Raw genomic sequence first — 24,486 nt, 5'->3', positions numbered from 1 at the left:
TGTTTGTCTTCCTGTATCAGTCTCCGCCCGGGGTTTTCTCTTTCTGCAGGTCACGAACCATATCCCGCTCCATCTGCTGCAGACGCTCCTGCAGCAAATTTTCCCGGGCAACTTCCCGGACCGCTTCCCGCACCCGTTGTGGTTCACGCAGTACACTCTCCGGCAGCGCGGCTTCCCGTTCAGTTATGGCAGCCCGGTCACGCTCCTGCCCGGCAATTTCCCTGACAGCCTGCTCTGTTTTGCCGTCCGGCAGGTCAGGTTTGTTCTCTGCCATTTTACGGACAATTTCATCTGCGCGACGTTCCGTTTCACGGCGGATGGCCTCTTCAGCCTGCCGCTGTGCCAGTACCTCTGCCGTGACCGGTTCACCATTTCCGGCTCCTGGCTGGACGCTGTTGTCCGGGATATCCCCCCACACGCGGCCACCGGTGATGGCACCGGGATTCCACGGACGGCCTTCACCGGCGATTCTTACCACCACACCACTGTCAGGATTATCACGGGCAATCCGGACGCCATCCTGCATATTATCAGCCAGCAGGCTTTCTCCGTTACGGCTGCCCTGCAGGGCCACGAACTGCGCATCCCCGCTGCCTTTTACCCGACCTTCACCGCTGAATCCCCGCAGCCCGTTTCCGTCATCCGTGGTCAGCGGGTTCAGCCAGATACCGGCGGACTTGCCGTTACGGTCAAACGCCGGCAGTGCCACATACGGTTGCGGATATTTACGTCCCGGAGCAATAAACCGTGCAGGACTGTCTCCCCCGGCCAGCCCCGCCTGACGGAGAACGGCACGGCCTGCCGCCACGTCCCGCAGCTCCCGCGCCGTACTGAACAGCCGCTCTGCATTCATGACCTCCCGGTCCGGTTTCGGCTCAAACACATCGTGGGCAGTTCCTTTCTGTACGGCATTGTTGATGGCATCCGTCCAGCCCTGACGGTTATCGGTGTACACCTGCACATGCTGCTTCATACGCGACAGGGCCACGTAGGCTGACTCAAAGCCGGCCATCAGTTTCCGGTTACCTTCCGTGCCTTCAAGCGCGATGGCAAAGGTTTCACTCGCCCCCTGTGCACCGTGGGCGGTGATGGCATAGGCCAGGTCAATATGTTGCTCTGCCCGCTCCTGACCGGGGCGAATCACACGGGTCTGCTGACCGTCAGAAAGTGTGACACTGTCACCGGAAACCGCTGTCACCGTCCAGACGCTGTTGGCCACATAACCGCGCTCCCGGTCACTCTTCGTGAAGCGTATCCTGTCACCGGTCCCCACCCGGATGGTGTCCGGGGTGTACAGCGTGACGCCTTCAGCCACCGCCTCCCGGGGCGAAATCAGCCGCGTGTTACCTTCCGCATCCTGCAGGGTTATCAGCCCGTCATCCTTACTGATACCGGCAATCCGGTGATACACATTATCCACCAGGGCAAGGGCATCCGGGTTATTCTCCCAGGTGGAGAGACGACGCAGCTCCCCGTCGCGTATATTCGCTGTGTTCAGGACAGGCACCATGACCTGCACCTTCCCCAGTTCTCCGGCCTTTTCCCGTGCATCATGAATCATGCTGTTCAGTACGCGCCGGTCCTCATTCAGGTGCGTGACAATCAGCGTCTGCTCCCGTGCTTCCGGTGTCCTGCCGGTATAGTCGCGGACAATGGCTTCATACAGTGTCATGGGGACATCCGGAAAAGCCTCGCCTTTCAGCATCGCCTTCTGCTGCGCTTCTGCCAGTTTCGCTTCCTGGCTGTGACTGAACTCCGTCACGGAGTGCTCCGGTGCCCATGCGCCCTCCAGACGTGGCACCTGAGACGGTTTCACACGCTCAAGCCCGGACAGCGCCCTTTCCACATCCCGGTTAATCAGGCTGTATACCGCCTCCCGCAGTTCCGGCGTCTGACGCACAATCTCCTTCATGATGACCACATCGGCAGCACTGCGCGTCTGCTGGAGACGGAAAGGCTGACCGGGCGCGATGGCCTGCAGCTGGTCCGTGTCACCGCTGGCCACAGCCCGACCGCCACCGGCCGCAATCAGGGCGTATGCCCGTGCCATGTCGGTATTGCCCACCATAGAGCTCTCATCGAGAAGGAACAGCGTGTTGCTGAAATCCGGAGTTTCTCCGCTGCGCTGCTGCAGCTGCGTGTCATGCAGAAAGGACGCCAGTGTCTGTGCATCCACGCCGGCGCTGCGCATCTCCCCGACCGCACGGTGTGTGGGCCCCAGCCCCACGACACGGGGACGTTCACTCTCCGGCAGCATGTTCACGGCTGACATCACCGCCCGGAACTGTGTGGTCTTACCCACACCGGCATAGCCCTGCACCACCGTGAAACGGTCAGACGTTTCCAGTATCATACGGGTGGCGGCGCGCTGTCCTGATGTCAGTTTCTCCATGAGTTCGCCAGGTACTCTCTCCATCAGCGGCGTGACCGCCTCCTTACCTTCGAGAATATGGCGAAGAATGCTCTTTTCTGCCTCATACGACGCACGGGAAACCAGCAGGCCTGTGCCATAGCCTTTTGCCACATCCACATACAGTAAATCACCCCGTTTTATCTGCGCATTGATTTCCCCTCCCAGGTCAGCAAAACCGGTTCCTTCTGCAGCAAACGACTTCGCCTCTGTCAGCAGGTCCACCATGCTGAAGGCCAGGTTTTTACTTTCCAGCACAGGAAGGGCCAGATGAATGGCCTGCTGTGCCGGCGTGTGAAGCCCGGCTTTCTGCAGACTGATAGCGGTTTCCAGCAATGTCTCACCGGCACGCGCCTTTATCTGCTCAGAAACCACCGTAAAGGAGGGATGGCGGGCAAGTTTTTCCGCAGTACGGGTTTCATCCAGTGAGGAATACAGCCGGACATCACGACCACTGCGGGCCAGACCATTCAGGGTGGCATTGTCCATTGCCATCTGTGTGACGGAGGCAAAAACCGTCGCACTGTCGCTGACGGAATGCCCGGGCGTTTCCACCCAGCCGTTCTCCAGCTTCAGTGCCGTGAACGGTGAATCGCTCACAGGCAGGGTGGCCGGTTCAGCCCGTCCCGGCACAACAACCGTCATCGCATCTTCACTGACGGATGCCACCTGCAGGCGGTCACCGCCGGAGACGCGGAGTCCGGGAATTTTCCCTGTCACCCTCAGACGCTCACCGTCTGCCACCGGCATTTTTTCCGGCCGGAACAGCGACCAGCTGCTGTCCAGGGAAGAAATACGCACCACCTGCGTTTCGCCCTGCGCATTCCGCAGGGTCAGGCTGTGACTCTGCGCCGTCACACGTTCTGTCACATAGCGGTCATGACTGCGTGTCTCCGGGTTCCACTGCTCCATCACCATTCCCGGGCGGTACATATCCCGCAGATAACGGCTCCGGCTGTCCAGCCAGACCGGTGACAGGGCGGTCATGGTTACCTCCGGGTGTCCGAGCACGCCCTGTGTTTTCAGCTCACTGCGAATGGCCTGTGTCAGTATGGCCTGTTCCCGTACTCCGCTGACCTGTGCCACGCTCTCTTCTCCGGCTTTCACGCTGGCCGCAAAATCTCCGGCCAGCCGACATTACGGTCCGGTTCACTGATGATGGTGGCCGGTCGCTGTTCTCCCCCCTGCCAGCGATATGTGTTCACCCCGGCATCCTTCATGGCCATCAGTGCACTGCCTGTACCGGTTCGCTGCCCGCTGTCGGTTATCAGGACCTGTACGTTATGACGTGCGGCACCATCCAGCAGGGTTAACGTCTCTTTCAGGGAGAGTTTTTCGCCCTGGTCGACGATAACGGTACTGCCCGGCGTGAAGGCCATTCCTTCCAGCAACTGACGACGTCCGGTTATCAGTTCACCGGACAGCCGTTCATCCTGCTTCAGGTTCATCTGCGAGCGACGGTCAGCAGCGATAATCTGCACCTCCCGCCCCTGCTCCCGGGCCATCATGACCAGTTCAGCCACCCGCTCACGCTGCCCGGCTGCACCGCCCTGCCCGGACACAATGGCCAGCGACGGACGGTCCTGTGCCAGAACACTGACGGCATCGCTGTAACCGGCCGTCCGGGGGACACTTTTCTCCAGATGTACGGTCACCCGGTTCTGTTTCATGATGTCACGACTGAGTGCCCGGACTGACAGCTCATCGAGCATATGAATCCCGAACGTGAACAGCCCCTTCTCACGATCGAGGGGGATAAGCTGCTCACGGCTGATGGCCTCATCGATACCGGCGCGTGCCCGTTCAATCACACCATTTTCCGGCGGCAGTATGCCGACCGTCCTGGCCAGCAGGTCCGTATACATAAACTGCACTTTGCGTTCACTTAATCCGGCAATGGCCTGTGTCACCGCCTGCTGCACATCCGGCCCGTCCTGTGAAGCGGGTCCGGGTGTCTGCGTGCGGGTATATGCCCGTTGTTCCGCTGCGTCACGATATGCCCGGATGTCGAACCCGGTTTCCTTCAGCGTCTGCATCCACTCGGCCATTCTGACTTCAGGATCGACGTGCTGTTTGGATTTACGCGTATCCAGCGCCGCCACATCCCGGGATTTCAGCGAGGCGTCTTCCCCGACGGCCTCCCGGATAGTCTGTGAGCGTCCGGAAAAGGCCTCCACCGGTACACCCGGCATTTCCCACATACCGTGCTTACCGACCACTTCAGTTTCATAGCCCAGCGCCTCAACCTGCTCTTTCAGTTTTTCCCGGTAGAGCCTGCCAAAGGCAATCTGATTAGCGTACACATTCTCAATGAACCCCGTTTTCCCCACTTTGTCACTGCTCAGTGTCTTCCATTCGCCGTTATACTGCGTAACATTAGTCACCACCGCATGCGTGTGTAACTGTGGTTCCTGATCGCGACTGGTGTCGTGGTTAAACAGTGCCATCACCAGATTACCGGTCAGCACCGTTTCTGACTGTCCGTCCGTCAGGTGGAGGCACTGGCCTCCACCTGACGGACAGCAAAATCCACGGCCTGGTTATGTGCTTCAATAAGACGTTTGTCCCCCCCGAGCATGGCCATCATGGAGATACTTTTGGGAGCGGAGAAGGTCAGGTCGTAGCCGGGACGATGCCTGTTACTGCCATCCTGCATGCGGCTTAAATCCGCCCCGTCCGGCAGCCTGCCCTCCAGAAGGCGGGTAAAGACATCCTTATCGACACTGCCCTGCAGCCCCAGTTGTTCAGCCCCCTGGCCGGCCCAGCGTTCTCCCATGCTGCCCAGCACATAGTAATTATCCTTGTCGGTATAATAATTACCGGCACTTCCGGCCGATCTGACCTGCGCGATACTCATCATAAACGTATATCCCTTTGACATATCCCGGTATCAATCCCACAATAGATATACACAAGACATATCCACATAAGGAGGCAAATAATGGAAACCACCGTATTTCTCAGCAACCGCAGCCAGGCGGTCAGACTGCCAAAAGCGGTTGCATTGCCGGAAAACGTAAAACGCGTTGAAGTGATTGCTGTCGGACGAACCAGAATCATTACGCCAGCCGGAGAGACATGGGACGAATGGTTCGACGGACACAGCGTCAGCACCGATTTTATGGATAACAGGGAACAGCCCGGCATGCAAGAAAGGGAGTCATTCTGATGCTGAAGTTTATGCTCGATACCAACATCTGCATTTTTACGATAAAGAACAAACCCGCCAGCGTCAGGGAGCGTTTTAACCTGAACCAGGGGAAAATGTGTATCAGTTCGGTCACCCTGATGGAGCTGATATATGGTGCAGAAAAAAGCCAGATGCCTGAACGTAATCTCGCTGTGATCGAGGGATTTGTTTCCCGCATTGATGTTCTGGATTACGACGCTGCTGCAGCCACACACACCGGCCAGATAAGAGCAGAACTTGCCCGTCAGGGACGCCCTGTCGGGCCATTTGATCAAATGATCGCAGGTCATGCCCGCAGTCGGGGGCTGATTATTGTGACTAATAACACCCGGGAATTTGAACGTGTGGGCGGCCTGAGAACTGAAGACTGGAGCTGACCTGTTCATCAGAAATCATCTCCCGGCTCAACATCCTCCCCGCGTTCCCGGTGCACATTGATGTTCACCTCTTCACGACGCTGCATCTGCTGCCAGGTGTCCGGATGATTTTCCTGCTGCCATGCCTCATAAGCGGCCATATCCACCACTTCACCGGATTCACTGATCTGAGGTAGCCTGAGTTTAACGGACACTCCTTCCTGAAATAGAATGGCATCAGAAGGAGCTAATAATGAGCAGAAAAACCCAACGTTACTCTAAAGAGTTCAAAGCCGAAGCTGTCAGAACGGTTCTTGAAAATCAACTTTCGATCAGTGAAGACGCTTCCCGATTATTCCTTCCTGAAGGCACTTTAGGACAATGGGTTACCGCCGCCAGAAAAGGGCTCGGTACTCCTGGTTCCCGCACGCTGGCTGAACTGGAATCTGAAATTCTGCAACTGCGTAAGGCGTTAAATGAAGCTCGCCTTGAGCGAGATATATTAAAAAAAGCAACAGCGTATTTTGCACAGGAGTCGCTGAAAAATACGCGTTAATCGAACAATGGCGACAACAATTTCCCATTGAAGCGATGTGTCAGGTATTTGGTGTATCCAGGAGCGGTTATTACAACTGGGTACAGCATGAACCCTCAGACAGAAAACAAAGTGATGAGCGGCTAAAACTGGAGATTAAGGTGGCACATATCCGCACTCGCGAAACATATGGAACCCGGCGGCTCCAGACGGAGCTGGCAGAGAATGGCATCATCGTTGGTCGTGACCGACTGGCACGTCTTCGTAAGGAGCTAAGGCTACGCTGTAAGCAGAAACGCAAGTTCAGAGCGACTACGAACCCGAACCACAATCTGCCAGTTGCGCCAAATCTGCTGAACCAGACGTTCGCTCCTACAGCACCAAATCAGGTCTGGGTGGCGGACCTGACGTATGTTGCCACACAGGAGGGATAGTTGTACCTCGCTGGCATCAAAGATGTTTATACGTGCGAAATTGTCGGCTACGCCATGGGAGAGCGCATGACAAAAGAGCTGACAGGTAAAGCCCTGTTTATGGCGCTCAGGAGCCAGCGCCCACCTGCCGGGCTAATCCACCACTCTGATCGAGGTTCACAGTACTGCGCATACGATTACCGGGTCATACAGGAGCAGTCTGGTCTGAAAACATCAATGTCGCGTAAAGGTAACTGTTACGACAACGCTCCGATGGAAAGCTTCTGGGGAACGCTGAAAAATGAGAGCCTGAGCCACTATCGTTTTAATAACCGGGATGAAGCCATCTCAGTAATACGGGAATACATTGAGATTTTCTACAATCGTCAGCGTCGTCACTCTCGTCTGGGGAATATCTCCCCGGCAGCCTTCAGGGAAAAATATCATCAGATGGCTGCTTAAAAAAAGAACAAATGGTAGTGTCCGCTATTGCCAGTACACCTCAGCTGCACCGGGGCGACCGTGTCAGCGACGTTGCCAGAACGCTCTGCTGCGCCCGCTCCTCTGTTGGACGCTGGATTAACTGGTTCACGCAGTCGGGTGTTGAGGGACTGAAATCATTACCTGCCGGGCGTGCCCGTCGCTGGCCGTTTGAGCATATCTGCACACTGTTACGTGAGCTGGTAAAACATTCTCCCGGCGACTTTGGCTACCAGCGTTCACGCTGGAGTACAGAACTGCTGGCAATAAAAATCAATGAGATAACCGGTTGCCAGTTAAATGCCGGAACCGTTCGCCGCTGGTTGCCGTCTGTGGGGATTGTGTGGCGAAGGGCTGCGCCAACTCTGCGTATCCGTGACCCGCATAAAGATGAAAAGATGGCAGCAATCCATAAAGCACTGGACGAATGCAGCGCAGAGCATCCGGTCTTTTATGAAGATGAAGTGGATATCCATCTTCATCCCAAAATCGGTGCGGACTGGCAACTGCGCGGACAGCAAAAACGGGTGGTCACGCCGGGACAGAATGAAAAATATTATCTGGCCGGAGCGCTGCACAGCGGGACAGGTAAAGTCAGCTATGTGGGCGGCAACAGCAAAAGTTCGGCGCTGTTCATCAGCCTGCTGAAGCGGCTTAAAGCGACATACCGTCGTGCGAAAACCATCACGCTGATCGTGGACAACTACATTATCCACAAAAGCCGGGAAACACAGAGCTGGCTGAAGGAGAACCCGAAGTTCAGGGGCATTTATCAGCCGGTTTACTCGCCATGGGTGAATCATGTTGAACGGCTATGGCAGGCACTTCACGACACAATAACGCGTAATCATCAGTGCCGCTCAATGTGGCAACTGTTGAAAAAAGTTCGCCATTTTATGGAAACCGTCAGCCCATTCCCCGGAGGCAAACATGGGCTGGCAAAAGTGTAGCGGTATTAAGCGCAGCTATTTAGGCATAAATTAAATTTAACGAACTGCATCTACACAGTCCTCCGTGCCAAACGGGCAACACACGGAAGGGGGATGTGTTTCGATTGGTAACCTGTAAGAAACAACTAGTGGAAATACCTGTACTTTATAATTTCAAGGGTACGGGTCCGCTTCGTTTGATTTGCGCGTTTTTAACAATTTTAAAACCCAGATATACTGTTCCGGATGTGACCCCACCAAAATTTCCACTGTTTTGTTCATTTGTCGGGCAATCATTTTATTGTCCGCGCTGGCAATGCATGCATCCATTGGTGGCCGAACTTCAATAGTCAGGAAATGTTTTTTTTCATCATAAACCGGGAAAAGCGGTATAATCATAGCCTGACTGATGTTCATCAGACGTCCAATAATTGGTAATGTCGCTTTATAGGTCGCAAAAAAATCAGCAAATTCACTGTATTCAGGACCATGATCCTGATCTGGAAGGTAATACCCCCAGTATCCCTGGCGTACTGACTGAATAAATGGTTTTATCCCATCCTCCCGGGAATGTAAGCGCCCCCCGAATTTACGCCGTACAGAATTCCAGACATAATCAATCACTGGATTTCGTTGCTGATGAAACATGGCGGCCATTTTTTCCCCCTGAGCTGCCAGCAACATTGCAGGAATATCCACGCTCCAGCCATGGGGAACCAGAAAAATCACATTTCTGTTATTGTGCCGAATTTCCTCAAGAATTTCGAGGCCTTTCCAGAACACTCGTTTCTGGAACTTTTCCGGACCACGAATTGCCAGTTCTGCCATCATCACTATGGATTGCAATGCTGTGGCAAACATATTGTCGACAATTATTTCCCGTTCTGTATCACTCTTTTCCGGGAAACAAAGCGATAAATTAATCGTCGCCCTGCGACGAGCTTTTCTGCTCAATCTGCCCACCCAACGCCCTATTTTGGCCAAGACAGGATCTCTGAATGAAGGGGGAAACATTGAAATACCTGCAATCATTCCCAAAACGAACCATGTAAACCAGTAAACAGGGGAAAGATAATTTTTCTTAAATTCAGGAATAAACTCGGATTTGTATTTTTTCATTATTTAGTGCGAATGCCCCTACCATAATCATCATTAATATTTTATTCAGAGAATACATCTAACCTTAATTTAAGTCATAATGTTCTGAGTTTACAGGATATGCATCCAAAGAGCGGATAGCAGTTTCATGGATATAATCCAGCAAAGCGTATCGTTTTCGATACTCAGAGCGTTTTTTACTAGCTATATTGCTTAGCGGCTTTCGAACCACCTGTGTTGGTAATTTGTACCAGTCACCACAGGTTTTCCCTGCTACAGACTCCCAGAAATCACTGTAGACAGCAACAAAGGTTTTGCGTTTCTGATACCAGTATCTCAATTGCCGGAAAACATGACTGTGCTCACTGACTGCCAGACACTCAGAGACATTACAAGCTTTCATCAACGCACAAAATGCTTCAAAAATAATCCGTTTTGGGAAAAGCCCATAACAGGCCCGGGTTGCGCACCGAATAATATCAGGTCCGGTATTTTTGGGGGCTCCCTGTAATCCGCCAATAAAAGCGGTGTGTCCATTTTGAGTCAGAATGACTGAAAATGTTAACCGGGCAATCACTATTTTATTGAAAAACAATGACAACATCAACTCTCCTTCCCGGTCAAAACCACTGGGAGAACACTGGATATCAAAATCCTCTCCATCTTTCCCGATGAATTGGACTAATGATACCGATTTTTGTGGAAACAAAAATTCAGAATATTTTTCTGGCAAATTTTGCACAAAGCGATAATGCTCAAGAATATATTGCCCCCGGGACCAGGCTCGCCCCCCTTTATGCAAATAAGGTCGATGAATTCTTGCTGGCAACGTGGGTTGTATTGCCAGAATATCCTCAATGCACTGCAAGGAACGCAGTTCGTAATAATATCGAATACTGGCAACCGGATTTATAGCACATCGCAAAATGTACATGAACCGGAATTTTCTGTGTTCCCACTTCCCCGGGAGTGAATCTGAGGAAAAAACAATCCTTTTAAGGAAACCGATAAATGATAAGTTACTTACAGAAAACATATTGTTACTTGTGCTTCGCTAATGTGAGTATTTTTAACGCAGTTTTATTAATATCAAACCGCTCTTCTATATCCTGTTTTGCCTGGCGAGCCATCTGATAAAAACGCCCAGGGTCATTAAAAAAATCATTCAGGGCGCACATCCATGCGTGCTTATTACCTGCTGGTAACAATGTCCCGGTCTGGTTATTCTGAATAACATCAGGGATTCCACCAATCTGACTGGCCAGTACAGGCACAGAAAATGCCGATGCTTCTGCCAGTACCATACCAAACGATTCGTTTTCTGAAGGCAGAACCACCAGACTGGCAACCCGATATACGGGGGCGGCAGGAAAAACATTGTCAGCAATAAAAACATCATCATGCATGCCCATACTGTCAATCTGATACTGTAAATGCTCCCGCAGTTCAGGCGAACCAGACCCCACAATCAACCAACAGAACTGTCGTCCATTCATTTTTAAATGGAACAGTAAATTCAACATAAATTCGTGCCCTTTTTCCGGGCGCAACATTCCTACCTGAGCAATAACGGGGCATCCCCTTCGGGACGCCAGCCAAGAAAGAACATTTGGAGGCAAACTGTTTCGGGAATCAACGTATAATTTCTGGAAATCAAAGCCTGGAGGCACAACAGTAACCCGGGTTCGACATCCTTCCTGCTCCAGATGTGTCTTCATACTTGTTCCGGGAACAATCACCTCATCGCAAAAATGATTTATTGAAAAAACTTTTGTTTTTCGTGTCAAATATGTCTTTTGCCTGATAATTCTGAATGGATGTTTCCTAGTGAATAACCGTACTAAACCAACAATATTGCTATCATGCCCACTGTGACAAACGATTGCATTGGGCTGAAAACCATGAACTATTCCGAGTAATCTCCATGCAGTAGGGATGTGAAGACTGTTTCGAAATAACGCGAATGTGATATCAATCCCCAATTTACTGGCTTCAAAAGCAATTTTGCTGTTTTCCCTGCAGACAAGCAGAACTGAATGCCCCATTTTCTTCAGGGCCTTCATTTGAGCAACAGCCTGTAATTCCTGACCACCTATATTCGGTGATGATTCCGTAAATAGTATATTCATTATTAATCATCCGGTAATCTTGGCCCCTTATGAAAGGCCAGCAACGATGAAAAAAACGGGGTTGTATAATAAAAAAGTCGTCTTTTCAGCCATGCGCAACTTTCCCGTTCTTTGGTGCTTATTCTTCCTATCCGTGTAGTTCCTTTAGCAGGAGCATTCATTCTTCTTTCTGTTGTATATAAATAATAGAATCCAAGTTCTTCAGCGACCTGAATATAATCCTTGTTATAATAACCTTCCGGCCAACACAAATGTTTACTGCATTTTCCTGTCATTTCTTTCAAATATTCTCTCCCGCTCAACAAGTCCTGCCGAAGATGTTTACACTGTTCTTCTCGTGAACTGAACTTTTTATCCCAGCGTGTATGAGTATGCGTATGAACATGAAATTCGACCAGACCAGATTGCAACATTTCGTTTACTTCAGACCAGCGAAGCATAACATTATCAGCATTCCCTGTCGCTATTTGATGTTCGCAATCGCGATGAGAATATTCCTTTCCAGGAGAGTGACGAACCGGACCATTCCCAATAAAACCGGTAATTAAAAAAATATGTGCTTTGAGATTAAACTCTTTTAATAAAGGATATACCTGAAACCAGTTGTCAAGGTATCCATCATCAAATGTCAACATAACGCTTTTCCGGGGGAGTTTTCCGCCCCGATAAAAAAACTCCAGTTCATCTGATGACAGTGTTTTCCAGTTGTTTTCAGCCAACCATTTTATTTGCTTCCGGAATGTCACGGGAGAAAGTGTAACCAGTCCGGGGCAATGACTGACATGATGATACATTAATACCGGAACATGATTGGCTTTGAACAAAATGCCCCCTTCGTTTAACATTTAAAGTTTCTGGCACCTAGCAAGCAGAGACAAAAGGAAAACCCAATAAAGCTGGTGCATTTTATTTCCAGATACTGGATGAATAACATAGCAAACCCATGGCATATTTGATATAATTTACTAAATTAAACATCAACAATTCATAAACAATGATATATTATCATATCTTTTAAAAACGACTCACTAAGAACCTTGAGGTGGCACACTGAATTTGGCTACCTGAACAGAGGTGATATGTTCACCTCAGAACAACACAGGTACTCCAATGAAAAAAAGGAATTTCAGCGCAGAGTTTATTTACGGGGTGACGCTTTCATTAACCTGTACACGAACTTCTATTCCTGCATCATGACAGGCCTGCAGCTACTGCGCCATTTCCAGCGGATCGCCCTCCCGGCGTACCACCCCACCTTCTTTATTCCATAACTGCAGAGCATTTTTCTGATTGTTCCATCTGATTTCGGGGGGTATTCCGGGCAAGGTTGTTCAGTAAGGCATTCCTTCGTAAAATCAGCATGTTTTTTGCACGACGGAAACCGGCAGCCATGAAAATCTGTCTTTATCATACTCTGAATCCTGACACGATCCCGGGTTATAAAAAATTTGCACAGGCTATTGCCACCGATAACTTTGTTCAGGCTGATGTTCGTAAAATTGACACCAATCTTTACCGCGCCCGGCTCAGTATCCGGGACCGATTACTGTTTTCGCTGTATCGCTACCACGGTGAAACTATCTGCCTTGTTCTGGAATATATTCGCAATCATGCCTATAACACTTCACGTTTTCTTCGCAGAAACGTGGTGATTGATGAAGGGCGCTTACAACAACAACCAGTGCCGGATCCTGTTGATATCGCGACTGAAGCGCTGACGTATATCAATCCGTCTCATGGGCGTTTCCACCGCCTGGATAAAATGCTGTCCTTTGATGATGATCAGCAGGCACTGTACGAACACCCGCTACCGCTGGTGATTGTTGGCTCGGCGGGAAGTGGTAAGACGGCGCTGGTACTGGAAAAAATGAAGCAGGCTGCTGGTGATATACTGTATCTCAGCCTTTCCTCATTTCTGGTGGAAAAAGCGCGTACTCTCTATGACGCTTCAGGGGAAGGGAGTGAGGTACAGAATATTGACTTTCTTTCGCTGACGGAATTTCTGGAAACTCTGCGCATTCCGGAAGGCAGGGAGGTGACTTTCAGTGCGTTCAGCGACTGGCTGCCCCGCAACAGGGCTATCGCCGCACTGGGGGCTGCCCATACCCTGTATGAGGAGTTCAGGGGCGTGATCGGTGCGGTTGCCTCCGGGAATGGGCCGCTGTCCCGGGAGGCGTATCTGTCACTGGGGATACGGCAGTCGCTCTATGGCATGGAGGACCGCCCGACGGTCTATGTCCTGTTTGAACGTTATATCGCATGGCTGAAACAGTCGCATCAGTATGACAGTAATCTGCTCAGTCATCAGTATCTTTCGTTGGCAACTCCCCGTTATGATGTCATTTTTGTTGATGAAGTTCAGGATATGACGCCTGTTCAACTGCAACTGGTACTGAAAACGCTACGTCATCCCGGTCAGTTTTTACTCTGTGGTGATGCCAATCAGATAGTTCATCCGAGCTTTTTCTCATGGAGTTCGCTCAAAAGTCTCTTTTTCCGGCAGCAACAGGGAAACGACACAACCGTTAATATCCTGCAGGCGAATTACCGTAACGGGCACCACGTCACTGCACTGGCTAACCGGTTGCTGAGACTCAAACAGGTCCGCTTTAGTGCTATTGATCGGGAAAGTCACCATTTTGTCAGAAGCTGCGGTCAGGCAGAAGGGACCATCCGGTTGCTGGACGATAGGGAAGAGACAAAGCAGGAACTGAATGCCAAAACCTCACTTTCGAATCGTGTAGCGGTCATTGTGATGCATCCGGAACAGAAAGCACAGGCGCGATGCTGGTTCAGTACGCCGCTGGTCTTTTCGGTTCAGGAGGTTAAGGGGCTGGAATACGAAACGGTGATCCTTTACAATATAGTAAGCGCTGCCCGGCAGGCATTTGATGATATTTGCGAGGGTCTTACACCGGCTGATCTTGAGGGCGAGGCCCGTTATTCCCGTCCGCGGGACAGGCAGGATCGTTCAGCGGAAATCTATAAATTTTTTACCAACGCGCTGTATGTTGCGCTCACCCGTGCTAAACACAATGTGTATCTTGTTGAACAGCAGGTGGAGCATCCTCTGTGGAGTCTGCTTGCGCTCACGCATCAGGAAGAGCCTCTGAATCTGCAGGAAGAGATTTCCAGCCGTGATGAGTGGCAGAAAACCGCACATCTGCTTGAAAAACAGGGGAAGCAGGAGCAGGCGGACACCATCCGTAGCCGGATCCTGCAGACATCTGAGATGCCATGGCAGATTATCACCGCAGAGGATGCACGACAGTGGAAACAGCATATCCTCGCAGGTACAGCCGATAAAACCATACAACTGCAGGCGCTGGAGTACAGTCTGATTTATTCCCTGTTCCCGCTGTATAATGCACTGTACCGGGAAGATTTTAAGCCCACAAGGCAGCCCAGAACGAAGACTCTGCAGTTACTGGAGCTGAAGTATTTCCGGCCATACTCAATGAATAACCCGGTTGCCGTGTTGCGGGATATTGAACGTTATGGTGTTGATCACCGTTCGCCGTTTAATCTTACTCCGCTGATGTCAGCAGCCCGGGCAGGTAATATTGCACTGGTTCAGTTACTGCTGGAGCGTGGTGCAGATCCCTTGCTGACCGGTAATGACGGGCTGGCGGCTTATCATCAAGTTCTGTCAGCGGCGGTCAGTACGCCCCGTTATGCGCAACAGAAAAGTGCGCAGTTGTATACCCTGCTGAAACCTGAAAGTCTGTCACTGCAGGTGGAAGGACGCCTCATCAAACTGGACAACCGGCAGATGGCAATGTTTCTGGTGATCCTGATGCAGGCGCTGTTCCACACGCATCTGGGAAGTGCTCTGTTTTTTTCGGAAGCCTTCAGTGCGGCACGACTGGCAGAGTGTGTGGTTCATCTTCCTGAAGCGTTGCTGCCGGAACGCCGCAAACGAAGGAGTTATATCAGCAGCCAGCTCTCTCAACATGAAGTTAACAGCAAAAATCCTTATGGAAAAAAGCTTTTTCTGAGGCTGAACCACGGACAGTATATTCTTAACCCGGGGCTTAAAATAAGGAAGGGTGATGTGTGGCGCGCGGTTTATGAGTTGCAGTCACCGGAAGATCTGGGGCATGATTTGCAGACTTATCTGCAGGATATGTCACCGGAATTAGTGGATATGCTGGGAGGGAAGAAGGGTTTTTACGAACGCAGTGAAAAGTCTGTCGGATACTGGGTGGGGGGGATCCGTCGTGCCGCTCAAAAAGCGTGAGGTTCCGTGCTGACAGGATGTAACCGAACTTCATCTGTACGTAAGTACGTGATGTCTCCCGCCCACTTCTGGTTCGGACCACTGGCGTAAAAATCCTGCTCCAGCAGATTTTCTGACACGGGCAGGCCATGTGCGCGGTAACTGACCGGGCTGAACTTCCGGGAGGCCTTTGCCCTCAGCCCCTGACGGCGCAGGCTTGCCGCCACGGTTTTTACGTTAAAGTGGTAACCCTGAGCACGCAGTTCATCCGTCAGGCGTGGTGCACCGCAACGCTGTTTTGACCGGGTAAAGAACGCTGTCGCAGTGCTGACGGAACTGCTGACGAGGGCTTATCCCTGTCCGCCGCTGACACCACGTTCAACAGTTTGTGGACTGTTCGCTCGCTTCCGGAAATCAGGGCTTTCATGGCCTTTGCCTGCAGGTATGTCGGAGCAGGAGCTTGATGCCCTTCTTTACGGAAGTGCCTCCACAGTACCTGTCGTACTTACTGAAAGCACCGTTATGCCCAAACTCCCGGTGGTAAAAAAACGTCCCCGGCGGCCTTAATGCCAGTCAGTTAAGCAACTGACTGGCTCTTTTTCGGGGCTGTGGGGTATTTCCAGGGCCTCTCCTTTACCACTCTCGGGAAGGCCCTTTGAACCGCCCCGGGTTTCCTGGAGAGTGTTTTATCTGTGAACTCAGGCTGCCAGATCATCGTTTCCGATGGAAGCATAATAAGCTTTTTCTGCTTCTGCCGGAGGGATGTGGCCCAGCCTTTCCAGCAATCGTCGATTATTATACCAGTCCACCCACGTGAGTGTGGCCAGTTCCACTTCTGCACGGTTTTTCCAGCTCTTACGGTGTATTACCTCCGCTTTGTAAAGACCATTGATGCTCTCCGCCATCGCGTTGTCATACGAGTCGCCTGTACTTCCTGTTGATGCCAGTAATCCGGCTTCCTTAAGCCGCTGTGTGTAGGCCAGCGATACATACTGAGAACCTTTATCACTGTGATGGACCGTGCCGGACGGTCGACGGGCCCATAACGCCTGCTCCAGTGCATCCAGCACGAATGTCGTTTCCATGGACGATGAGACCCGCCACCCCACGATGTATCCGGCAAACACATCAATGATGAACGCCACATAGACGAAGCCCTGCCATGTGCTGACGTAAGTAAAATCAGCCACCCACAGCTGGTCAGGTCGTTCTGCCACGAACTGACGGTTTACGCGGTCGCCTGCGGCAACGGCTTTCCGGCTGATGGTCATACGGACCTTTTTACCCCGGAGAACACCGGCAAGTCCCATAACCGCCATGAGACGTGCCACAGTGCATCTGGCCACTCTGATACCTTCCCGTAACAACTGACGCCAGACTTTACACCGTATACCTTGTGATTTTCATCGTATACGCGCTGTATCTCTTTCTTCAGCCAGTCATCGCGCTGCGCACGGGCACTGCGTTTATCCGGATGATGTCGCTGTTGCTGACAGTGGTAATACGTTGACGGGGCAATATGCAGTTCGCTGCATAGCGGTCCGACCCCGTACTGCTCACGCAGCTTATCCAGCAGTGGCATCATTTTTTCCAGAGGCGGTCGAACTCCGCCTTCGCAAAATAAGCGGAAGCCTGGCGAAGGATATCGTTACTGCGGCGCAGTTCACGATTTTCACGCTCCGGCTCTTTCAGACGCTGACGTTCAGCGGTGGTGAGCCCTCCATCACCGCCCCCGGTATCCCGCTCATGCTGGCGAAGACCCCAGACACGCAGAGTCTCCGGCGTACAGCCAATCTTTGGAGCAATGGAACAAATTGTCGCCCATTGTGAGTCATATTCGCCCTGACTTTCCAGAACCATACGGACTGCCCGTTGACGGACTTCGGGGGAAAAACGAGTATTTTTAGTCATCCTGTTTACCTCTTTCTCAGGAAGTTTAGTCTCCAGGATTCCCGGGGCGGTTCACTTCCCCTTCTCGTCGGTAATTTCACAAGTTGTCCCATACTTGCAAGATCGCGCATCAGCTCCGGTATACGTCCCGGTGAAGCGCCCTGCAATGTCATCAGCATTCTCATCACCATTCCGCATGATTCTGAGAAACTCAGTTGATTCGGCCAGTAACCTTTCAGATGTTCCGCCATTTTAATCATCTGATATCTCACCAGATTATAAGCCAGTAAGACACCCCACAGCTCTTGCTCCACAAGCTCCGGCTTTTTACTTCTCAGCGTCAGCCTGCTCAGTTGCATCGTCTGTTTTATCTCCCTGTATCCCAGTTCGATTTCCCAGCGATTACTGTACAGATCCGCCATTTCTCCTCCGGGGAAGCGCATGGCGTCCGTCATCGACGTCAGCAGATGGCAGACTTTTCCTTTGCGCGTCACGGTCAGCAGGCGGGCTGTCACTTCATTTCCCAGTCCCGGCCACTTTTTTCGTGCCTGCGGGCTGGTTTTCAGCTTCACCAGATGATCGCCTTTACCCAGTTTTCTGAGCTCTTCATATTGCGCTCCCTTTCTGAGAGGTATCATCCAGTGGCGGTGTTCTCCCGCCAGGCTCCAGCCATTTAACAGTCCCAGTGAGTAATAACCTTTATCCATTAACGTCAGAGTGTTATCGCCGGTTTGTTCTATAAGTTGCTCAGCAAGCTCATTTTCGCTGTTCTTCATCGTGCCGAAGGCTGCAGCCGTCAGCAGATGGCTGGTCAGTTCCATCTGGCAGACCATTTTGACCTGCGGGTAGAGCGCCGGGTTCCCGGCATGTGTCTGGCGGGGGAAGGCTGCATCGTTCTCTGGTGTATCCGGTGTGCGCCAGAACACACCATCGATGGCCAGCAGGGTCAGGCCGCACCAGTGCGGATGCGGCGTGGCGTTATGCCAGAGCTGCGCTGTTTTCGTGAACACGCGGCGGACAGCCTCACTTCCCAGGCGCTGGCGGGCCTGAATAACGGCACTGGGGCAACGAAGGGGCGATTGCCCGGCAGCATGATGTCCAGGCGATTCACAATCTGGTGAAGAGGTTCTTTACGCTCAAGCGCCATGCCAACAATACACCAGACCATCATTTCGAGGGGAAGACGGCGCTTGCGTAGCGTTACAGTACCTGATTCGGCAAGGCAACGAGAGATGAGTTCGGGGTCGAGGTAATCCCCCAGAGAAGTCAGTGGGTTACGCAGAGAATCGTAACGGGATACCAGATCAAGAGCCTGTCCAATGTGCATAAAAAAATCCGGAAACAAGTGAGCGTTTCCGGATTCTTACACAGCCACTGGATCGGTCAACTGATCCTTAACTGATCGGCATTAGGCCGCCGGGGACGTTTTTTTACCACCGGGAGTTTGGGCATAACGGTGCTTTCAGTAAGTACGACAGGTACTGTGGAGGCACTTCCGTAAAGAAGGGCATCAAGTTCCTGCTCCGACATACCTGCGGGCAGAGGCCATGAAAGGCCAGCGTTGCGGAAGCGCACGAACATACCACAGACAGTTGATTTTGGTACGCCCAGGCGACATCCGGCCACAACCCGTGGTAAATGTTCTTCGAAATGAAGGCGTAAAGCTTCAGTGATTCAGGTCCGGTATTCCATACGATAGTGTCCACTTCAAAATGATGGACATTATTTTTGTGGAACCGGAGGTAACAGACCAGACGGTTTAAATGAGCCGGTTACGTTTCAGGTGTCTCTGGCTGGAAATCCGTGCGTGATTCGCCTTGTTGCACAGGTATGCATGTGGTTAAAATTTATCATACGCGATCGCGGCGGTTTTTCGGGTGGTTTGTTGCTATTTTTACCTGTCTGCTGCCGTGATCGCACTGAACGCATTCTGGCGGTGCATACAATTAAGATATTACGTTAATATCGCGAGGGAATGGTCCCCATATTCTCATAGAAGAGCCTCTGGCTTATAGCATCAACAAATACGTCTATAAATATTTCCTGTTTAATAACGAATAAAAATCATTTGTACGCATTTGTAATCGTCGGTCGATAATCTCTTTATCTTTTTTGGTTGCAGCGTAATATTCAGCATAAATATTGCGAAAATCTATTGGGAATAAACTTTCACTTTCTTTATCATACAGCATATTACCTGTATTAAGATCGTAATGGATTATACTCAACTCATTCAATTTACATATCAACTGTAGATAAAGGCTCTCTATATTATCAGGGATATCAGCTGTATCAATGTCACTAAGGGGAGTCCCAGGCACGCGCAGCATTCGGAGGTACACATCTCCGCCATACTGTATAACAACGGATGCTTCATCGCCATAAAAAGCATTAAAAAGCTCAGATTCTTGCCAAGCCATTTCCAGAATCTCATTGTACTGGTTGCCAATAAGATCATACTTTTTATACAAAGCAGATGAATCATTCACATCTTCAAAGATTTCTGCTGTCGACCCCTGACCTATTAACTTACCGAGAATGGGCTCCGTTACTATGCCAGCATGAGAATTATTATTCTCAAATGGAAAAGGTGTTTGAATAATGGTAGATGTTATTTTCATGTCATACCTTTGTTACGATATTTAAAAATCACAAGAGATTTTCACACAAAATAACGTTACACGCTACCTTGTGTGGTCCAGATGTTCCTTCCACACGACCGTTGCGGCCTTTATACGGCTGCCCTGCCAGGCTGCTGGCTGAATAACCAATCCGTTCGTCCGGTTCAATGGCGGCCATCAGGTTCTGCTCCGCAATGTACTACGAATGCGCTTCCTGTCCTGGATGGCCAGCATGGTCCAGAACATCTCCATCATTTATCAGCAATCTTCCTGCTCATTTCATCCCGCCATGCAGCAGCAGAGGATTCGACCATGTCATGGGGAAGCACATCACCGCATTCGAGTTGCTGACGGCCTGCCGCAACCTAGTCACGGAACCAAGAATTGTGCTGCCGTTCAACGGTCTGGCGCATAAAATCCCGGATTAACTGAGAGCCATTACGGTCCATGCTTTTTGCAGCGGCCATAAAAGCATCCTTCAGTTCTGCGTCGATTCTTACACTCATATTAACCTGTGCCATTTGCCACCTCGTCATTACCACGTATATACACAGTATATAACTGTTCAGATATCGTCACCAGGATATGCCGCGCCAGCGGCATGTAAGGCGGCACTCCGTTGTTGCATATGGCAGAGGAGTAAAACCGCCGAAGCCCGGCGTAAGCCGGTACGTATTGACAGGTTTCACCTGTCCTATCACTGGCGCTGACAGTTTTATGCGATGTGATTATGAATGGTGCAGTTGTGAGCCGTTTTCAGGCAATCGCAGGGCCAGTACCTCGTCAGTCAGCTGACGGTAAATCTGCTGTTCAGTCTCACGCATCACCTGTGCACCGGCTTCCCTCTCCGCATCCGCATCACCGCTCAGACCTGATGCTTTCAGCCGGTCAGCCACCCTCTGAGGGTACTCATTCTCCAGCATCTCATATTTCTGCTCTTCTGCCTGCGCCCAGCGGTCAGCTTCCGTACGCTTCAGTACAGCATGCCATGGTCCCCAGAGGGAGAACCAGTCCGTAAATTCATTCTCTTCACGGCTTCTGACCATGGCTTCGGCAGTGCGGAGGTCATTTGCTGTCACTCCCGACACGCCATAGAAACGCATTTCCTTCACGGCAGTGGAGAGCTGAAGTTTCTCTGCGAGCATGGTCTGGAAGGCCAGGTAGACTTCTATCTCATCCACAAAATGGAGAGTTCTGACTTTATCCCGGGCAATATCCTCCAGAATTTCGAGGCGGAACATTTCCCTGCCCAGGGAGAGCAGAGCGCCGGTATCATTATCGAAAAGGCCTTCTGATGCCTGATGGACCAGGAGGGTTTTCCGGAGATTGTTCCATGTGAGCGCGACACGGTCCTCACAGCTCTCAGTGGCATCAGCAGCAACAGCGAAAGACTGCTGTCGAAGCTCCGCAGAGGCACTGAGTTTTTCCAGCCATGCAGCGACCTGTTCACGGAATCCGGAGGTATTGCGTGCAGAGACGGTATCGGAAAGGCGGTCAAGGAACGCGGAAAAGGTGTTGGCATGCTCTTCATGTTCAAAAGCATGCCATATCTGTGATACATCAGATTGTTTGTTTTCCGGGAACCATGCTGTCACGGCATCAGCCAGGGGGCGATGGAGTGTATTCTGTTGTCCGTCACTCATGGAGAAGTAAATCCGTGGGCCGTGGTAGTCCGGCGAAGAGGTTAATCTTTGCAGGGCTGGCAGAGCATGGGATGATAATGGGTTATCACTAATATGTATTGAACATTCATTCCTCAGATTAAGAATGCTTTCCGGGATATGACTTATCTGATTTCTATCAAAAAAATACTCTCTGACAACGGGATTATTTCCCTCAGAAAATGCTGGTAGCTCAGTGAGGAAATTACGGGTCGCTCTGAGATTTTTAAGAGCCTGTGGGAGCGATGGTAAGGAGACTATTTCGTTATAGCTGATATTCATAGTCAATAACGAATCGGGTAAAGCTGGCAGGTTTTCCAGCTCATTGTGTTGTACCTGAAGTGACTCCAGCGCAGGAGGTAGCACGGGCAATTCTGATAATTTATTGCTGGCGGAATATAATTTTTTTAGCGTAACAGGCAGTTCAGGTAGGTTAGTTAATTGATTATATGATACATTGAGCAGCGTTATCTGAGCTGGTAAGTTGTCAGGTAGCGAGGACAGATTTAAACGGTCCAGTCGAAGTTCATCGGAATTATTGATAAGACATTCTTTAAGTCGGGAGACAGCCTCATCACGCTCTTCACCGGGGAGCGCTTGTTTTTCCCATTTATCCCATGCTGAAAAGTAATCAGCATATGTACCGGAAATAGTGTTATAAAAAGAATTTTGGGGCAATGAAAAGTTATTATTTATCGGTAACATGATGGGCATCCAGTTAAAGCCGGTGGACAAATGGCTTTGTTAAAAGAAATAAGTAGGAGTTTTTATGAAGTTCATTCCATGAAATGAACTTCAGCACTTTTTTATTATAATAAGGATAAACAAAATTGGCTGTAAAAAAACGATACTGTTTCAGTTAACCGTGAATGGCCTGTTTGCACCGTATTGTTCTTGTTTTTCGGTTAGTTAAACATCGTACTTCATATTTGAACGGTAAGCGGCTCGTCAGAACCGTATTGATATTTACTGAGAGGTCAGATCAACTTTCCAAGGCAACAGATCGCGTACCCGGTTTGCCGGCCAGTCCTGGATATGCTCAATGACGTAACGCAGCCATTTTGTCAACGCCACGATTTTTGACCCTAGCCTGACATTTATATTCCCCAGAACATCAGGTTAATGGCGTTTTTGATGTCATTTTCGCGGTGGCTGAGATCAGCCACTTCTTCCCCGATAACGAAGATCGGCACACTGGCCATATCAGTGGTCATCATGCGCCAGCTTTCATCCCCGACATGCACCACCGGGTAAAGCTCACGGGAGACTTTATCTGACAGCAGGCGGGCACTGGCCAGGGGGATCACCATCCGTCGTCCGGGCGTGTCAATAATGTCACTCTGTACATCCACAAACAGACGATAACGACTCTCTCTTTTATAGGCGTAAACCTTAAACTGCATTTCACCAGTCCCTGTTCTCATCGGCAAAAGAGCCGTTCATTTCAATAAAACGGGCGATCTCAGCCATCCCCTGCTGATTTTCAGCCTGCCAGCGTTCCGCACGCAGACGGCGGGCCTCTTTTTGCATGGCCGTATTTACCAGGCCTGAGATATTCACGTTTGCGGATTTAAGTAACTGATAGCTGTCACTGTCTATAGTGACAGTAATACGCTGCTTCATGATAAGCCCTCAAAAACATACTTATGATATGTATATGAGTATATATTAATGGTACAAACCATCAATATCCATAAAAAGTACACCATTAATTCGCTATAAGTTTTTAATACAATTTTTTCTGCTGCGATTTTTTTATACTATAATTAGCATACTTATAACACCGTAAGTAAATTACATGAAAGCAGGCACAGCGTGATCCGATTTTTCTGCGTATAACGATTTTCCGGAAGTGTAATACGGTTGCGCCCCGGGCCGGGCACCCTTTTCTGTTGTTGTGTACGGGCCCACAGAGAATGGTACCGGAGGCGGGCTCAGAAGTACTGAGTCGGGTGATCGCGTCAGGCCGCGAAGTACTGACACGGGTATTGGTGACTGGTGATGAAGTACTGCCCCGGGTATGATTTCAGGCTGATTCAGGTTCTGATTCTCTGTCAGTCCGCGTGGTTGCTGGCCTGGCTGATTTCCTGTTGTCAGGCGTTCAACAACCGACTGCAGGTTATAGCCCGGTTCACGAACACCTGACGGCAGGTATCACTCACCCGGTGAAGGTAAATCCCTCAAGAGGCAGCAACTCTGCCAGTCGCTCCTCCGGCCATTCCGGCAGACGCGTCAGGACGTCCGTCAGCCAGGCATGTGGCTCCAGACCATTACGTTTTGCTGTTTCCAGAAGGCTCATTATCTGTGCCGCCCGGTTTCCGGCCATCAGTGAACCGGCGAACAGCCACGCTTTCCGTCCCATAACAACCGGGCGAATGGCACGCTCGCAGATATTGTTGTCCAGGGGCACAGCTCCGTCACCCAGGAAGCAGCTCAGTTCATCGCGCCGGTTCAGAATATAGTTAATCGCCTTATTTAATGGCCCGTCGGGCGGACAGCACGGCTCCTGCTCTTCAAGCCAGGCAAACAGGTCATTCACTATCGGCCGGGAGTAC

General features: G+C 50.7%; 22 protein-coding genes, 2 pseudogenes and 7 other annotated features. Of the genes and pseudogenes, 7 read left to right on the top strand and 17 right to left on the bottom strand.

Features of this window, described 5'->3' with window-relative positions; all coding sequences use genetic code 11:
- Nucleotides 1-16 precede the first annotated feature (16 nt).
- From CP0249 to CP0247, 3 genes are read right to left on the bottom strand one after another with little or no spacing between them, the layout of a single operon-like run.
- Nucleotides 17-3,517: a conjugal transfer nickase/helicase TraI gene (locus tag CP0249; protein ID NP_858382.1), complete on the bottom strand. Its 3,501-nt coding sequence runs from the start codon at nucleotides 3,515-3,517 to the stop codon at nucleotides 17-19.
- On the bottom strand, nucleotides 3,514-4,878 hold the full coding sequence (locus CP0248) for an oriT nicking and unwinding protein (protein NP_858381.1): 1,365 nt from the start codon (nucleotides 4,876-4,878) through the stop codon (nucleotides 3,514-3,516). Before CP0248 ends, CP0249 begins: the two co-directional genes overlap by 4 nt.
- A 20-nt stretch (nucleotides 4,879-4,898) precedes the next feature.
- A complete protein-coding gene (locus tag CP0247) occupies nucleotides 4,899-5,291 on the bottom strand; it encodes an oriT nicking and unwinding protein (protein ID NP_858380.1) in 393 nt (130 codons plus the stop codon).
- Nucleotides 5,292-5,351: 60 nt separating this feature from the next.
- On the opposite strand from CP0247, the gene mvpT reads away from it, so the two are divergent.
- Both mvpT and mvpA read left to right on the top strand, forming a co-directional pair.
- Nucleotides 5,352-5,579, top strand: a complete 228-nt coding sequence (mvpT, locus tag CP0246) for a plasmid maintenance protein (protein NP_858379.1) — start codon at nucleotides 5,352-5,354, stop codon at nucleotides 5,577-5,579.
- The gene (mvpA, locus tag CP0245) at nucleotides 5,579-5,977 is read left to right on the top strand and encodes a plasmid maintenance protein (protein NP_858378.1); all 399 of its coding nucleotides are present in this window, start codon (nucleotides 5,579-5,581) and stop codon (nucleotides 5,975-5,977) included. The genes mvpT and mvpA overlap by 1 nt, the downstream gene beginning before the upstream one ends.
- An 8-nt stretch (nucleotides 5,978-5,985) precedes the next feature.
- Here the strand turns inward: mvpA and traD are convergent, their stop codons facing one another.
- Nucleotides 5,986-6,171 (bottom strand): DNA transport protein, encoded by a 186-nt coding sequence (traD, locus tag CP0243; RefSeq protein NP_858376.1) that lies wholly within the window; start codon nucleotides 6,169-6,171, stop codon nucleotides 5,986-5,988.
- Nucleotides 6,146-7,409: a mobile genetic element, on the bottom strand. Its footprint overlaps the gene before it by 26 nt.
- Here traD and CP0242 point away from each other — a divergent pair.
- The 3 genes and pseudogenes from CP0242 to CP0239 all read left to right on the top strand — a co-directional run bounded on the left by CP0242 (nucleotide 6,210) and on the right by CP0239 (nucleotide 8,334).
- Nucleotides 6,210-6,512 carry an IS600 ORF1 gene (locus CP0242; RefSeq protein ID NP_858375.1) on the top strand — a complete coding sequence of 101 codons (303 nt, stop codon included), beginning with the start codon at nucleotides 6,210-6,212 and terminating at the stop codon, nucleotides 6,510-6,512. It overlaps the preceding feature by 303 nt.
- Nucleotides 6,548-7,369, top strand: a sequence feature (Similar to Shigella flexneri orf, conserved hypothetical protein ref: NP_085323.1 (272 aa). BLAST with identity of 100% in 272 aa. This CDS contains an in-frame stop codon. The sequence has been checked and is believed to be correct.).
- Nucleotides 6,548-7,369: pseudogene (locus tag CP0240) on the top strand. Its footprint overlaps the feature before it by 822 nt.
- On the top strand, nucleotides 7,378-8,334 hold the full coding sequence (locus CP0239; protein NP_858372.1) for an IS630 orf: 957 nt from the start codon (nucleotides 7,378-7,380) through the stop codon (nucleotides 8,332-8,334).
- Nucleotides 7,410-8,357 (top strand) — a mobile genetic element (partial). It overlaps the preceding gene by 925 nt.
- Before the next feature lie 130 nt (nucleotides 8,358-8,487).
- Here the strand turns inward: CP0239 and msbB2 are convergent.
- From msbB2 to shf, 4 genes are all read right to left on the bottom strand, one after another.
- Nucleotides 8,488-9,432 (bottom strand): lipid A biosynthesis (KDO)2-(lauroyl)-lipid IVA acyltransferase, encoded by a 945-nt coding sequence (gene msbB2 / locus CP0238; protein NP_858371.1) that lies wholly within the window; start codon nucleotides 9,430-9,432, stop codon nucleotides 8,488-8,490.
- 64 nt (nucleotides 9,433-9,496) lie between these two features.
- Nucleotides 9,497-10,447, bottom strand: coding sequence for a hypothetical protein (gene virK, locus CP0237; RefSeq protein NP_858370.1), 951 nt, complete (start codon nucleotides 10,445-10,447; stop codon nucleotides 9,497-9,499).
- Between the two features lie 4 nt (nucleotides 10,448-10,451).
- Nucleotides 10,452-11,540, bottom strand: a complete 1,089-nt coding sequence (gene rfbU / locus CP0236; RefSeq protein ID NP_858369.1) for a UDP-sugar hydrolase — start codon at nucleotides 11,538-11,540, stop codon at nucleotides 10,452-10,454.
- 2 nt (nucleotides 11,541-11,542) lie between these two features.
- The gene (gene shf / locus CP0235) at nucleotides 11,543-12,385 is read right to left on the bottom strand and encodes a carbohydrate transport protein (protein NP_858368.1); all 843 of its coding nucleotides are present in this window, start codon (nucleotides 12,383-12,385) and stop codon (nucleotides 11,543-11,545) included.
- A gap of 482 nt (nucleotides 12,386-12,867) precedes the next feature.
- On the opposite strand from shf, the gene CP0234 reads away from it, so the two are divergent.
- Complete coding sequence (locus CP0234; protein NP_858367.1) at nucleotides 12,868-15,780, top strand: hypothetical protein; 2,913 nt, start codon at nucleotides 12,868-12,870, stop codon at nucleotides 15,778-15,780.
- On the opposite strand, the gene CP0233 is transcribed toward CP0234, so the two are convergent.
- The 4 genes and pseudogenes from CP0233 to CP0230 all read right to left on the bottom strand — a co-directional run bounded on the left by CP0233 (nucleotide 15,768) and on the right by CP0230 (nucleotide 18,994).
- Nucleotides 15,768-15,986, bottom strand: a complete 219-nt coding sequence (locus CP0233) for an IS3 ORF2 (protein ID NP_858366.1) — start codon at nucleotides 15,984-15,986, stop codon at nucleotides 15,768-15,770. The genes CP0234 and CP0233 overlap by 13 nt on opposite strands.
- Nucleotides 15,809-16,137 (bottom strand) — a mobile genetic element (partial). Its footprint overlaps the gene before it by 178 nt.
- A 278-nt stretch (nucleotides 16,138-16,415) precedes the next feature.
- Nucleotides 16,416-17,724, bottom strand: a mobile genetic element.
- Entirely contained in the window at nucleotides 16,458-17,126 is a 669-nt protein-coding gene (locus tag CP0232) for an IS629 ORF2 (RefSeq protein NP_858365.1), read from the bottom strand. Its footprint overlaps the feature before it by 669 nt.
- A complete protein-coding gene (locus CP0231) occupies nucleotides 17,341-17,670 on the bottom strand; it encodes an IS629 ORF1 (RefSeq protein NP_858364.1) in 330 nt (109 codons plus the stop codon). (Lies within the feature at nucleotides 16,416-17,724.)
- Nucleotides 17,673-18,994 (bottom strand) — a sequence feature (Similar to Shigella flexneri orf, conserved hypothetical protein ref: NP_085397.1 (439 aa). BLAST with identity of 77% in 438 aa. This CDS contains an in-frame stop codon. The sequence has been checked and is believed to be correct.).
- Nucleotides 17,673-18,994: pseudogene (locus CP0230) on the bottom strand. Its footprint overlaps the feature before it by 1,322 nt.
- Nucleotides 17,725-19,060 (bottom strand) — a mobile genetic element (partial). It overlaps the preceding pseudogene by 1,270 nt.
- A gap of 372 nt (nucleotides 19,061-19,432) precedes the next feature.
- On the opposite strand from CP0230, the gene mob9 reads away from it, so the two are divergent.
- A complete protein-coding gene (gene mob9, locus CP0228) occupies nucleotides 19,433-19,612 on the top strand; it encodes a plasmid mobilization protein (RefSeq protein ID NP_858361.1) in 180 nt (59 codons plus the stop codon).
- A 67-nt stretch (nucleotides 19,613-19,679) separates the two neighbouring features.
- On the opposite strand, the gene ospG is transcribed toward mob9, so the two are convergent.
- The 5 genes from ospG to CP0223 form a co-directional block, all read right to left on the bottom strand.
- Entirely contained in the window at nucleotides 19,680-20,270 is a 591-nt protein-coding gene (gene ospG / locus CP0227; RefSeq protein ID NP_858360.1) for a protein OspG, read from the bottom strand.
- Nucleotides 20,271-20,998: 728 nt separating this feature from the next.
- Nucleotides 20,999-22,636, bottom strand: coding sequence for an invasion plasmid antigen, secreted by the Mxi-Spa secretion machinery (gene ipaH9.8, locus CP0226; protein NP_858359.2), 1,638 nt, complete (start codon nucleotides 22,634-22,636; stop codon nucleotides 20,999-21,001).
- A 392-nt stretch (nucleotides 22,637-23,028) separates the two neighbouring features.
- Complete coding sequence (ccdB, locus tag CP0225; protein NP_858358.3) at nucleotides 23,029-23,334, bottom strand: plasmid maintenance protein CcdB; 306 nt, start codon at nucleotides 23,332-23,334, stop codon at nucleotides 23,029-23,031.
- A gap of 1 nt (nucleotide 23,335) precedes the next feature.
- Complete coding sequence (gene ccdA / locus CP0224; RefSeq protein NP_858357.1) at nucleotides 23,336-23,554, bottom strand: plasmid maintenance protein CcdA; 219 nt, start codon at nucleotides 23,552-23,554, stop codon at nucleotides 23,336-23,338.
- A gap of 535 nt (nucleotides 23,555-24,089) precedes the next feature.
- A complete protein-coding gene (locus CP0223) occupies nucleotides 24,090-24,470 on the bottom strand; it encodes an ISSfl4 ORF3 (RefSeq protein ID NP_858356.1) in 381 nt (126 codons plus the stop codon).
- Between the last annotated feature and the right edge of the window lie 16 nt (nucleotides 24,471-24,486).

The organism is Shigella flexneri 2a str. 301, from assembly GCF_000006925.2.
Lineage (GTDB): Bacteria > Pseudomonadota > Gammaproteobacteria > Enterobacterales > Enterobacteriaceae > ECMA0423.
Note: the sequence above shows the minus strand (reverse complement) of the source record. Positions and strands in the feature narration are given on the sequence as shown.